The 12,916-nt window shown below is 70.5% G+C and carries 9 protein-coding genes; 4 read left to right on the top strand and 5 right to left on the bottom strand.

What is annotated here, in order from left to right:
• Positions 1–44 precede the first annotated feature (44 nt).
• The gene (locus B124_RS05845) at positions 45–620 is read left to right on the top strand and encodes a hypothetical protein (RefSeq protein ID WP_496501580.1); all 576 of its coding nucleotides are present in this window, start codon (positions 45–47) and stop codon (positions 618–620) included.
• Between the two features lie 7 nt (positions 621–627).
• Here B124_RS05845 and B124_RS05840 read toward each other — a convergent pair whose 3' ends face one another.
• Complete coding sequence (locus B124_RS05840) at positions 628–936, bottom strand: hypothetical protein (RefSeq protein ID WP_496501579.1); 309 nt, start codon at positions 934–936, stop codon at positions 628–630.
• A gap of 89 nt (positions 937–1,025) precedes the next feature.
• Between B124_RS05840 and B124_RS05835 the strand changes: the two genes are divergently transcribed.
• The 3 genes from B124_RS05835 to B124_RS05825 all read left to right on the top strand — a co-directional run bounded on the left by B124_RS05835 (position 1,026) and on the right by B124_RS05825 (position 9,307).
• Entirely contained in the window at positions 1,026–1,328 is a 303-nt protein-coding gene (locus tag B124_RS05835; RefSeq protein ID WP_496501578.1) for a hypothetical protein, read from the top strand.
• Entirely contained in the window at positions 1,315–3,672 is a 2,358-nt protein-coding gene (locus tag B124_RS05830; protein ID WP_496501577.1) for a M20/M25/M40 family metallo-hydrolase, read from the top strand. The genes B124_RS05835 and B124_RS05830 overlap by 14 nt, the downstream gene beginning before the upstream one ends.
• A gap of 256 nt (positions 3,673–3,928) precedes the next feature.
• A complete protein-coding gene (locus B124_RS05825) occupies positions 3,929–9,307 on the top strand; it encodes an amino acid adenylation domain-containing protein (protein WP_496501576.1) in 5,379 nt (1,792 codons plus the stop codon).
• A gap of 292 nt (positions 9,308–9,599) precedes the next feature.
• Here B124_RS05825 and B124_RS05820 read toward each other — a convergent pair whose 3' ends face one another.
• From B124_RS05820 to B124_RS05805, 4 genes are all read right to left on the bottom strand, one after another.
• Positions 9,600–11,012: a LuxR C-terminal-related transcriptional regulator gene (locus B124_RS05820; protein WP_496501575.1), complete on the bottom strand. Its 1,413-nt coding sequence runs from the start codon at positions 11,010–11,012 to the stop codon at positions 9,600–9,602.
• A 2-nt stretch (positions 11,013–11,014) separates the two neighbouring features.
• Positions 11,015–11,215, bottom strand: coding sequence for an MbtH family protein (locus B124_RS05815; RefSeq protein ID WP_496501574.1), 201 nt, complete (start codon positions 11,213–11,215; stop codon positions 11,015–11,017).
• A complete protein-coding gene (locus tag B124_RS05810) occupies positions 11,208–11,537 on the bottom strand; it encodes a hypothetical protein (RefSeq protein WP_496501573.1) in 330 nt (109 codons plus the stop codon). Before B124_RS05810 ends, B124_RS05815 begins: the two co-directional genes overlap by 8 nt.
• 225 nt (positions 11,538–11,762) lie before the next feature.
• The gene (locus B124_RS05805; protein WP_496501572.1) at positions 11,763–12,857 is read right to left on the bottom strand and encodes an IS630 family transposase; all 1,095 of its coding nucleotides are present in this window, start codon (positions 12,855–12,857) and stop codon (positions 11,763–11,765) included.
• Positions 12,858–12,916: the final 59 nt, after the last annotated feature.

Genomic DNA, 12,916 nt, shown 5'->3' with positions numbered 1-12,916 from the left:
TTGCGGATCTCGCCCACCCGCTCAGCGTCCTTCAGGACGTCGGCATGATCACGCACGAGGCTGACGCCTTCCGCCGTAACCGCTCCGCCTACCGCATCGCCGAACCCCTCATCGCCTTCTACCACGCAGTCATGCGTCCTGCCTGGGGTGACCTGGAGCGCCCCGGACGCGCCCATGCGGTGTGGCGCCGCGCCCAGTCCACGTTCCGCAGCAAAGTCGTCGGCCCGCACTTCGAGCAGGTCTGCCGTGAGTGGGCCCGTTGGCACGCATCAGCCGAAACCCACGGCGCGGTGGCCACCAGAGTGGCGAGCGGCACCGTCAACGACCCCGCCGCGAAGACCAGTCACGAGGTCGATGTCGCCGTCCACGGCGAGACCGAAAGCGGCGGCGAGGGGCTTTTGGCCATCGGTGAAGTCAAGTGGAACGACGTCATGGGGCAGAGGCATCTGGACCGCCTCCAGCGCATCCGCTCCCTGCTCATGGCACGCGGCACAGCTACCGACGCCACGAGACTGCACTGCTACAGCGCCGCAGGCTTCACCGACGACCTGCGCCTCCGCGCCGAAAGCGACCCCGCCATCCAACTGATCGAGCCGCATCGCCTCTACCACGGCGACTGATCAGCGCTCAGTCTTGGTGCTTTGGTGAGTCGTAGGCAAGCCAGCCGGTCTCTGCGCTGATCTCGCCGACGACGCGGTAGAGCGCGGTCTGCTTGGCTTTGTGCGGGATCTGCCGCTTCGGCTGAGGTGCCGTCCGACTCAGTGCCCTGGCAGGGGCGTTGTAAAGGATGGCGCGGAGACCGGTGGCGAGGTGGCGGATGAGCCGGTCGGGAGGCCCGCTGACGGACGGGGCGCGAACCGTCGGCGTGGGGGATTCTCCCGACTGCTGCTGGAAGCGCCACGCTGCCACGATCGACGGGCCTTGTGGCTGCCTCACATGCCTCAGGAAGGAGGCGCGCGTGGTGGTAGAACCCAGCACCACCGCGGTGCCGAGACTCCGCTTCGGGGCGGGTGAGACCACCGGACGTGGCCAACACCAAACTGCTGGACGAGCGGCTGGTCACTGCGGAGTTCCCGGGTGCGCCGATGCGCACGCTGCCGCTCGGCCGGACCAACGGCCACTCGCCGCTCGGGAGCCTCGCGGGGGGGCTGGCCGTGGACCACGTCGGCTGCGTGCGCCCCACTTTGCCGGCGCCGTCGTGCCTGCCGGGGCTCACGCCCGACGCCCTGCCGCTGGTCCCCGGCCGCAGGACCGGCCACGTCCCGTACCCGTACACCGGGCCCGGACCGAACGCACAGGAACGACGGAGGGCGAATGACTCTGCGTGAGACCCTCATCCCCGACACCGCCCCGGCCTCGGGGCAGCCGCCCGCTTCCGGTCGTCGTTGGCTGCCCGGACTGCTGGTCCTCGCTGTCACGCTGGCCGTGGCGGGCCTCGGCGTGCTGTACACCGTCACACCGCCGGATCCGCTGCCGGCCGACGCGCCCGCATCCGAGTTCTCGGCCACTCGCGCCCACACCCACGTCGAACAGATCGCTACGAGGCCGCGCCCCATCGGATCGGCTGCACACGATCGCGTACGAGATCAACTGGTACGGACACTCAGAGGACTCGGCATGGAGCCGGAGGTCCACGAAGAGGTCGGCATCGACCGGACCTCCGGTCACGTCATGGCCGCCCGGACCCAGAACATCGAAGCCACGCTGCCCGGCACCGATCCGACCGGCCGGATCCTGGTCGTGGCCCACTACGACTCGGTGGAGATCGGGCCGGGGGCCACGGACAACGCGCACGGTGTGGCGACGCTGCTCGAAACCATCCGGGCACTGCGGTCGGGCCCCGCGCCGCGCAACGACATCACCTTCCTCTTCTCCGACGCGGAGGAGCACGGCCTCATGGGTGTCCGCGCCCGCCTCGCCGCCGAGGACCAGGGCGACCCGGATCGCACCGTCGTACTCAATGTGGAGTCCCGCGGCACCTCAGGCCGCGCGGTGATGTTCGAGACCGGTGGGCACAACGCGGCGCTCGTGCCCGCCCTCGCCGACCGGGTGCCGGTGACCACCTCGCTCGCCGACGAGGTGTACGGGCTCCTGCCCAACGACACCGACTTCACGGTCTTCCGTGACGCGGGCTTCACCGGAATGAACTTCGCCAACATCGGCACGTCGGCGAACTACGACACCCCTCAGGACAAGCTCGCCAACTCCAGCAAAGACTCTCTGCAGGACATGGGCGCCACTGTCCTGTCCGCCACCAGGCATCTGGCCGCGGCGGACGTCTCCGCGATCGGCAAGGGCGGCGACGCGACCTACTTCTCGCTCGGGCCGCTCCTGGTGCGCTATCCGGGGGGCCTGGTGCTGCCACTGGCCGGGATCTCGGTGGCCGCATCCGGGGCCGCCGTGTGGTTCGCGCTCCGGCGCCACGCCGTCAAGGGCCGGACGCTGGTGATCGCAGCCGCCACCGTCCCCGTACCGCTGCTCACGGCGGCTGTGGTGGGCTGGGCGGGCTGGCGGCTGATGGTCCTCGTCCGGCCGCACTACGCGGGATTCATCTTCGGCGATCCCTACCGTCCGGGGCTCCCCGCGCTCGGCCTGTGTGCGGTCACCGGGGTGGCCGTGTGGGCTTGGGCGGTGGTGCTGCGGCGCAGATGCGGCCTTCTGGAACTGAGCGCGGCGGTCACCTGCTGGCTGACGTTCCTCACCTTGCTGACGGCAGTGCTCGTTCCCGGCGCCTCGTACCTGTTCCTCTGGCCCGCCCTGACCGGCGCGGCAGGGTTCGCCACCGCGGTCCGGCTGCCCGCGGCCTCCCACTGGCGTACCGCCGCCGCAGCACTGCCGGCCGTACCCGCTGCCGCGCTGCTCGCCCCCATGGTGGCGCTGCTCTTCGCCACGTTCGGACTGGGGCTCGCCCTGGCGCCGCTGATCGTGCTCGCCCTGCTCGTCGCCCTGCTGGCAGCGCCGCTCGCCCGCCCTGTGCCGCGGCGCCCCCTGCTCATCAGGGCCGGTGCGGCGACCCTCGCGGGTTTCGTCGTCTGCGGGATTGGCCTGGCCCGGGACGGCATCGACGGCCGACACCCCTCCCAGGTCAGCCTGTTGTACGTCGCCGACGGCCAGAAGGCCCGGTGGGTGAGCTCGGGGCGGGGCGGCCATCCGTGGCTCGATCAGTACGTTGCTGGAGACACCGCTCCGCTCGCGGCGGAGTTCCCGTATCTGTCGGAACCGGACGAGTGGCGCACCGGACCCGCGCCCCGCGCCGAGGCTCCGGCACCGACTCTCAAGGTGCTCTCCACCCGCCGCAGCGCGGGCGGATCGCGCGAGGTCACCGTGCGCATCGGTACCGACCGCGGTGCGGCCAGTCAGCTGAAGCTGTACGCAGACACCGACAGCGGTGACGTACGGAGCCTGACGGTGGCGGGCGAGAAGCTGCCCGGCGGCCACAACAGGCTCGGAGTGCACGGTCGTTGGGGCTGGGGATTCACCTACGCCGCGCCGCCGCCGGAGGGTGTCGAACTCCGTCTGAAGGTCAGCGGCGACGGACCCCTGCGGCTGCGCCTGCTGGCGAAGTCCGCCGGTTTCCCAGCCGGGGCGCTGGCTGAGGAGCCACCGGCCGAGGTCGGCTGGGCCGCGTGGGACGCGGGATTCACCCTGGTGGCACAGGAGTTCACCATCTGACGAGCAACCGCAGCCGCCTGCTCCCGCGGGGAGGTGGACGGCCGTCTGCCACGGGAGCAGTGCCCGCAGAACACCGGGCCGGCGCGTCAACGGCCTGGACGTCCCTGCGGCCTTCGGAGCCGGTTGATCATTCCGCGGGCGGGGCCGCGCCGGTGTCAGGAGTGTTCCCGACTTTATGCGCGGCGCCGGGCATGGCCAGGCTGTTCGCCTACCCACCGGCGGTGTTCCGCCGCGCCCTCGGACGATAGAGGTGCTGATGACCCAGATTCGCCCTACGGCGGGCAGTTGGACCGGGCTACTCGCCGATACCGCACTGCGTTCACCGGACCGTGTCGCCTTCAGCTACCTCGCCGACGGGGAGGTCCCGGACGGCGAATTGACGTACTCCCAGCTCGACTCAGAAGCCCGGGCGGTCGGCATCCGCCTCCAGGAACTCGGCCTGACAGGCCGTCGGGTGCTGCTGCTCTACCCCTCGGGCCTCGACTTTGTGACGGCCTTCTTCGGCTGTCTGTACGCGGGCGCGGTGGCGGTACCCGCCTATCCCCCCACCCGCCAGGCACGCTCGCTGGAGCGCCTCGCGGGCATCGTCCGGGACAGCGGCGTGCACACGGCCCTGTCCACCGCGGAGTTCGCCGGCCGCCTGGCGTCCAGGGCTCCCGCGATGAGGGGAATGCGGCTGGTCGCGACCGACACCGTGACGCAGGGAGCCGAGATCGACGGCTGGACGCCGTACCGGGCCGATGAGCGGACAACGGCGTTCATCCAGTACACCTCGGGTTCGACCAGCAGCCCTCGCGGTGTGCTGCTCGACCACGGGAACCTGCTGTCGAACGCACGGGTGACCCAGCAGGCGTTCGGAACGTCTCCCGACAGCCGGGTGGTTTCCTGGCTCCCCCTCTACCATGACATGGGCCTGATCGGTTCGGTCCTCGGCACGGTGTACTGCGGCGGGAGCTGCGTGCTGATGTCGCCCTCGGCGTTCGCACAACGGCCCGCCCGCTGGCTGGAGGCGATCAGCTCGGTTCGTGGCACGGCGAGCGGCGCCCCGAACTTCGCCTACGACCTGTGCGTCGACCGCATCGGACCCGAGGAGCGGGCCGCGCTCGACCTCAGCTCCTGGGAGGTCGCCTTCAACGGGGCCGAGCCGCTGCGCCCCTCGACCCTGAGCCGCTTCGCCGCGGCCTTCGCCGGCAGCGGCTTCCGCGCCGAGGCGCTGACACCGTGCTACGGCCTCGCCGAGGCGACCCTGCTGGTCTCAGCGAAACCGCGCGGGACCGCGGCGGCTGTGGACGGAACTCCGCCGGACAGCAGCGCTCCCGTCGTCTCCAGCGGCATTCCGGTACCAGGCGTACGGGTGGAGATCGTCGACCCTGCGACGTGCGAACTCGCCGAAAGCGACCGGGTCGGCGAGATCTGGGTGAGCTCACCCGGTGTCTCCGAGGGCTACCTGGGCCGGCCCGAGCTGAGCGCGGCCACCTTCGCGGCCACCCTGAGCGGCACCACCGGGCCGTGTTTCCTCCGCACCGGCGACCTGGGGTACCGGTCGTCCGAAGGCGAGCTTCATGTGGTCGGCCGGCTCAAGGACTTGATCATCGTGCGCGGCCGGAACCACTATCCGCCGGACATCGAGCAGACCGTCGAGCAGAGCCATCCGGCGCTGCGTCCTGGCGGCGGTGCAGCCTTCTCGATCGGCGGCAGCGGCGATGACGGGGCCGAGCGCCTCGCCGTCGTGCACGAACTCGACCGCGGCTTCGACGGCGACCCTGCACACGTGGTGACGGCCGTCCGCGGTGCCGTTACCGCCGCGCATCAGGTACGGCCGCACACCGTCGTGCTGCTCCGGGCCGGTACTCTGCCGCGGACCTCCAGCGGCAAGGTGCAACGGGGAACCTGCAGGACAGAGCTTCGTGCCGGTGCGCTGAAGACCGTCCATGCGGACCACGACGACGCTGGGCCGGCCGTCGCGGTGGGCCAGGGTGATGCTGCCGCCTCCGCGGCTCCCCTTCCAGACGCCCCGCGGACCACGGCCGGCGCCGCCGGCGCCCTGGCCTTTCTCCGCACGCAGGTCACCCAGTTGCTCCTGCGGCACGACGACCTCCCCGCCGACCGGACGCTGATCGAGCTGGGCCTCGACTCGCTGGGCACGGTGGAACTGCAGCACCGGATCGAGCGCGAGTTCGGGCAGCGGATCGATCTCGAAGAGGCGGCTGCCTGCACCCTCGCCGAACTCGCCGCGCTGGTTGCGGCGCCGGCGTCCACCGTCGCGGGCCCGGCCGCGGCCACGCCCGCCGAGCCCGTCGGGGATCAGCCGCTCACCTCGAACCAGTACGCGCAGTGGCTGAGACACCAGGTCGCGCCCGACGGCCGGGCCCAGGTGATCGCCTCTGCGGTGGCCGTCCGAGGCCCCCTGGACACCGAAGCCCTTGAACGGGCCCTGCTCGGCGTGGTGGCCCGGCACCCGGCGCTGCGTACCGCCTTCATCCTGGCCGGTGACGGTCCCGTACAACGGATTCGGCGGGGCCCACAGATCGATTTCGTCCGGTGCGACGCCGCCGGGCTCGACGCGGAGACCCTGCAGGCGCGCCTTGCCGAGGCCGCCTACCGGCCCTTCGACCTGGCCGGCGGACCGCTCCTGCGGGCCGCGGTCTTCACCCTCGGCCCTGACGACCACCGGCTGGTCCTCGCGATCCCTCACATCGTCGCCGACTTCTGGTCGGTCGAGGTGCTCCTGGCCGACCTCCACCTGCTCTATCCCGCGGCGCTGCAGGGCGAGGCGCCGCCTGTACCACCGGTCGGCAGCCCGGTGCCGAGGCAGCCGACCCGGGACGAGGAAGAGCGGCTGTGGGAGTACTGGAGCCGGGAACTGGCGGGTGCTCCCGCTCTGTTGCCGCTGCCCATGGACGGCGCACCGCCCGCGGACCGCCCTCGGGCAGAGCACCCCTCCCCGCAAGGCCGGAGCGTGCCCTTCGCCCTCGGCCCGGAGCTCAGCGCCCGGATCACCACCGCCGCAGCCGCCGCCGGAACCACCCCCTATACGGTGCTGCTCACCGCCTACCAGATCCTCCTCGGGCGCCTCAGCGACCGCGAGGACCTGCTCGTCGCCACCCCCGAGCACGGCCGGCGCGCAGCGGACGAGGCCGCCGGGATCGGGCTGTTCGCGGGGACGCTGCTACTGCGCGGCAGGCTCTCGCGAACCGACACCTGCGGTTCGCTGCTCCGTCGTACCCACGGCACCGTACGGTCCGCCGTCGCCCACGCCGGGCTGCCGCTGCCCGCGCTGATCGAGCGCCTGCAGCCACGGCGCAGCCCCGGGCGCCCCGTGTTCGCCCAAGCCGCCATCACCGTGCATCGGCCGATGGGCGGGCACGGTCCGCTGACGGCCGCCGGTGCCCTGGGACTTCCAGGCGTCCGTGGCACGGTCGGTGGACTCGCCCTGGAATCGGTGCCGTTCACTCCGCCCGCCAGCCAGTTCGAGACCGGCGTCACCCTCGCCGAGATCGACGGCCAGTGGCACGGAGTGCTGCACTTCGACGCAGCGCTGTTGCGGCCCGAATCCGCCCGCGGCTGGGCGGAGCAGTACCGCACCGTCCTCGACACGGTGACCGGCGCCCCCGAGGCGACGCTGTCCGATCCACGGCTCCTCGGCCCCGGACCGAAGACCGCCGGGTCCGGCCAGGAGACGGCCGGACTGCGCCCCGTGCATGAGATGTTCGCGCGCCGGGCCGAGATCGCGCCGGACCGCACGGCACTCGTCTGGAGCGGTGGCGCACTCACCTACGCAGAACTCGATGCCCGCGCCAACCGGCTCGCCCACCGGCTGAGGGATGCCGGGGTGCTCCCCGAGTCGATGGTCGCGCTCTGCCTGCCGCGCTCCGACCACCTGGTGGTGGCTGCCCTGGCGGTGGCCAAGGCGGGTGGGGCCTATGTGCCGCTGGATCCGGCACACCCGGCCGCGCGGACCGCGTACGTTCTCGAAGATACCCGGCCGTCGATCATCCTGACCTGCGCCGAGACCAAGTCTCGCCTCCCCGGGCACGACGCCGCGGTCATCGACCTCGACGCTGAGGCCGAGACGCTCGCGGCGCTGCCCGCCGCCGATCCCGGGGTACCCGGAGCCCTCGACCGGTTGGCGTACGTCATCCACACCTCGGGCTCCAGCGGACGGCCCAAGGGCGTGCTGGTGCCGCACAGGGGCGTGGCCAATCTCTTCGCAGCCGCGGCGGACTTCCGCTTCGACCACACGGACGTGTGGACACTCTTCCACTCCTACGCCTTCGACTTCTCCGTGTGGGAGATGTGGGGCCCGCTCGTACACGGCGGCAGGCTCGTGCTGGTGGAGGCCCAAGAGACGCTGTCGCCACCGGACTTCTGGGAGCTGCTGCGCCGGCATCGGGTCACCGTGCTGAACCAGACGCCCGCGGTCTTCGCCGAACTGACCGCGGTCGCCCCGCAGTTGCTCCGCGGCCTGGATCTGCGCCACATCGTCTTCGGCGGGGAGAAACTGGAGACCGGTCACCTCGCCGACTGGCGGGCGAACGGTGATCCCGCGACCCGTCTGACCAACATGTACGGCATCACCGAGATATCCGTGCACGCCACCTATGGACCGCTGAACCGGGCGAGCGGACCCCCGCCCCCTCCCGCACCCGCGCGGGACGTCACAGCCACCGAGATCCCGCTCGGCGCTCCGCTCGCCGGCACCGACCTGCGCCTGCTCGACGCGGACGGCTCTGCGGTCGCCCCCGGCGAACCCGGAGAGATCTGCATCGGCGGCCAGGGAGTCGTACGCGGATACGTGGGACAGCCTGCCCTGACGGCCGAGCGGTTCGTGCCGCACCCCGACCGGGCCGGGGAGCGGATGTACCGCTCCGGTGATCTGGCCAGGGAGCGGCCGGACGGCTCTCTGGAGTACCTCGGCCGGGCCGACTCCCAGGTCAAGATCCGGGGTCACCGGATAGAACCCGGGGAGATCGCCGTGGTGCTGCGCACCCACCCCGGCGTCCGCGACGCCTTCGTCCTGGCCGACCAGGATGCCCGCGGCCGTACCGGGCTCACCGGCTATGTGGTGCCCCGGGAGGCACCGCCGACAGCCGCCGAACTCCGGGCCTACCTGCGCGAACGGCTGCCCGAGTATCTGGTGCCTGCCGGCTTCCGCCCGGTCGGCGCCCTGCCGCTGACGGTCAACGGCAAGGTGGACCGACGGGCGCTGATCGCCCTGGGCCACGCCCCGGACGATGCCCCGGCGTACACCGCCCCGCAGTTCACCACCACCGAGGCGGCCGTGGCGGACATCGTCACCGAACTCCTCGGTGCCTCCCGGGTCGGCCGCGACGACGATCTCTTCGCCCTCGGCTGGCACTCCCTGCTCATGGCCCGCCTTGCTCTGCGCATCGACGACCGGTTCGGGGTGAAGGTTCCGCTCCAGGAACTCTTCGTCGAGCCGACGGTCGCCCGGATCGCCGCCTCCGTGGACGCCGGCGTACAGCGGGCGGGCGGCGGTGGTCCGGGGGGACCGGACGCTCCGGGCGCACCGCGCACCCTCATCGCCCGGGTAGACCGCTCGCGCTATCTGGCCGACACGTCAGGCTCCGGACACCCGGAGCGCCCGACGGGCTGTGAAGGGAACACGCTGTGAAGGGAACACGAGGATGGCTCGCCGGAGCCCGCCGATTCCTCCGGGAAGGGGCGGCGCCGAGCACTTCACCGCGATCCATCACGCGGGAGAGCCCGAGCGGGTCAGCGACCCAGGTCAACGGGTATCGCCGCCTCCCGGTCTCCTTCGAGTGGAGAGACTGATCACGTCTGGAACGGGTCCGCCGCCCTGCCGTCGGCGGCGCCGGCTGCGGTCGCGGCCGGCGAGGCCGATCGTCCTGAGGACACCTTGAGTCCGGCAGGAGCAGGTGTGCGGGTCGCCCGCCCCCCGGCTTTCAGGGGCCGGGGCGGGCGACCACCCGGTTGGCGACGGTCAGCCCGGCCAACTCGGCCCTGCTGGAGACACCGGACTTGGCGAAGATGCGGGCAAGATGCGTCTCCACCGTCTTGTGGCTCACCTCCAACAGCCGGGCGATTTGCCGGTTGGTCCGGCCCTCGCTGACCAGACGCGCGACCTCGAACTCGCGCCGGCTCACCAGTACCGGCCCCGCGGCACTCTTCTCGGGGAGATCCAACAACGCCTCGTAACGGGCTCGGATCCGTTCCCAGCGGACAGCGTGCCGCACCCGTCCGGCGGCACGCTCGGCCCGGCCGAGCAGTTTCGCCGCCCGCCGGCGTTCCCACACCGGGAACTCGCCGAGTTCGTCACCCGCGACATCCAGTAACGCACGGACGCAAGCCGCGCTGTCACCAGCCGCCAGGACTGCGGCGGCGTAGGCCAGATGCGCCCGCCGCCACTGCGGGCTGTCCAGGTCGACCACCCGCATCGCGCACCTGGCGTCGGCCAGAGCTTTATCACGGCGCCCCGCGGCGAGAGCGACATCTGCCCGCACGACGAGAGCCATGGCCCAGTGGTCGCGATGGCCGAGGGAACGCGCGACCGACACCGCGCGCTCCGCCCTGTCGGTCGCAGCCGACAGGGCTCCCTGGCGCAGCGCCTGCTCCGCAAGTCCCGACTGGAGCGGGGCAACCGGCAGGTACTGGCCGCTCGCCTCGCACACCAGCAGTCCTCGCTGGAACCGCTGGCGGGCGCGCTGGTTCTGGCCGAGGTGTGTCTCGGCCCATCCGAGGTCGGACATGATGACCGGACGCTCGGCCAGTTCCTCATCGGTCCGCAGGTCGACGAGGTCCGCCGCGTCCTTCACCAGCCGCAGCGCGTGATCGACCTCTTCGCGATCGAGCGCCTCGACGGCGAGCAGCACCAACGCGCGTGCCCGTTGGAGGTGCTGGTCCTCCCTGATCACAGCCAGCGCAGCGTCCGACCGGGACCAGTGAGTGTCCCAGAGGGCGGTTGCCGCCAGATCCAGCCTGAGACTCCCGGTGTCCACGGCGGCCGGATGGTTGACGGCTCCCCGCAGGATCACGCGAGCGTGCGTGAATCGGCCGTCCGCGAGCGAGAGGATCGCCAGGATGTCGGCAGCCTGAGTCAACCCCTGGTCCGGCCCGGCAAGCGCGCTCCATTGCGCGAGAGCCGCACGGCACTGCGCCAGCTCTCCGATGCGCGCATGCGCACGAGCCAGGGACAGCAGCAGGTCAGCCTGCTGTTGTCCGTCCTCCGGGACAGCAGACAGCAGCCCCAGGGCGGCCCGGCACCAGTCGACTGCCAGTCGCGGATCTCGCGCAAGTACAGTATTGACGCCTGCCGCAAGGGCATCCAACGCGGCACGCGCCTGCGGAATGATGTCCACGATTAATCGTCTGCAGCCATCGCCTTCCGCAGGCTCAGCGGCCTCATATCCGTCCAGACCGTGTCGATGTGCGCCAGGCACTCATCCTTGGAACCCGTCATTCCCTCCGAGGTCCAACCGTCCGGTATGTCCCGCCCGGCCGGCCAAATGGAATACTGTTCCTCGTCATTGACAACAACGACATATGCGCCGGACTCACTCAACGTTCCCCCACGTTTTGAGTTGACGAACAAGCATCGCCGATATCACTGCCCTCGATTCGAGATTGCTCACAGGAGAGTAACGACAGGTGCTGTACGAAACCTTGACGCCATCTGACGCCGCGGCCTGGGCCGACGCCTGATCCGCCGCCATCCCTGCCGGCAACAGCGCACAACCCCGACGAGCCCAGCCCCGACGACGAATGAGCAAGAGTTCTTCGAAGGAGGCGGGGGCATTGGCCCAGTCGACCTCCCAGACGAGATAGCCGTACGCATCGGCGAAGTGCCGCAGATCCCGGAAAGTCGCTCCCTGCAGCACGGTCACGCCGCTCGCCCGCGCTCTCTCCTTCGCGAGGCGGGGCCCGCCATCGGGCCAAGTGAGCTTGGCACCCCTCCCACAGATACGATCCGACCGCGAGGGGCGCGCGGCTGCCTGTAGATTGTCAAACTCAGACGCCGCTCCGACTACCGCAGCGAACATCAAAAACAGCCAGGCAGTCACCGAATCAGGGCCAATAACTACCCCTAGTGTCTCGTGATCTGGTCTGTGTTACTTCGAGTTGTTTCGCACGAGTTTCTTGACGTTGGTCTGGGTGAGGCGGACCTTCGCGAGGATCTCGTTGGCGGTCGCGGTCCAGGTGAACGGCTTGGCCGTCTCGTTCCAGTTGTTGATGTAGTCGCGGATCTGCTTGATGAGGACGTTGACGCTGGCGAAGGTGCCGCGGCGGATGGACTGCCGGGTGATGATCCCGAACCAGATCTCGATCTGGTTCAGCCACGACGAGCCCACGGGGGTGAAGTGGAAGTGCACGTGCGGGTTCTTCGCCAGCCATGCCTTCACCTCCGGGGTGGTGTGTGTGGAGAGGTTGTCGAGAACCACGTGGATCTCTTTGCCGGTGTGCGGCCGGGTGGCGTTCTTCAGGAAGGCCAGGAAGTTTGTTCCGTTCCGGTTCGGCCGGCACTCGCCGACGACCTCGCCGGTGGCGACATTGAGCGCGGCGAACAGGTTCGTGGTGCCGTGCCGCACGTAGTCATGGGTGCGCTTCTCGGTGGCCGCGAAGGCCACCGGCAGCACCGGCTGGGTCCGGTCCAGCGCCTGGACCTGCGTCTTTTCGTCGACCGACAGCACCACGGCGCCACCGGGCGGGTGCAGGTACAGCCCCACCACATCGGCCACCTTTTCCGCGAACGCCGGGTCCTTCGACAGTTTGAAGGTGCCCGAACGGTGCGGCTTGAGATTCTCCTCGCGCCAGATACGGGCGACGTAGTGGAAGGACACCGCGATGCCCTCCCGCCGCTTGAGGTAGTCGGCCAGGGTGCGCGTCGACCAGTGCGACAAGCCTGTCTCCGGCGGCGGGGTCGTCTTGGTCAACGCGATCACACGGCCCCGGGTCTGCGGCGGCACTTGCTCTTTCCCGCCGCCCGGGCGGCGATTGACCAATCCGGGGATGCCCCGCTGCACGTAGCGGGCCCGGTAGCGGTCGACCGTGACCGGCACAACGCCGGCCAGCTCCGCGACGTCCTTGCGGCGACGACCCTCCGCGAGCCACAGCAAGATCTGAGCCCGACGTGCCACATCCGCCGGAACATCCCGAGAAGCTGCCAATTCCCGTAGTTCGTCCCGCTGTTCAAAAGAGAGATCCATGCCCTGTCCAACGCGCCAACGACCGTCAGGTAACTACAACCGGATCACGAGACACTAGG

The sequence above is a fragment of the Streptomyces sp. CNP082 genome, assembly GCF_059570535.1.
This window is presented reverse-complemented; position numbering and strand designations above follow the sequence as displayed.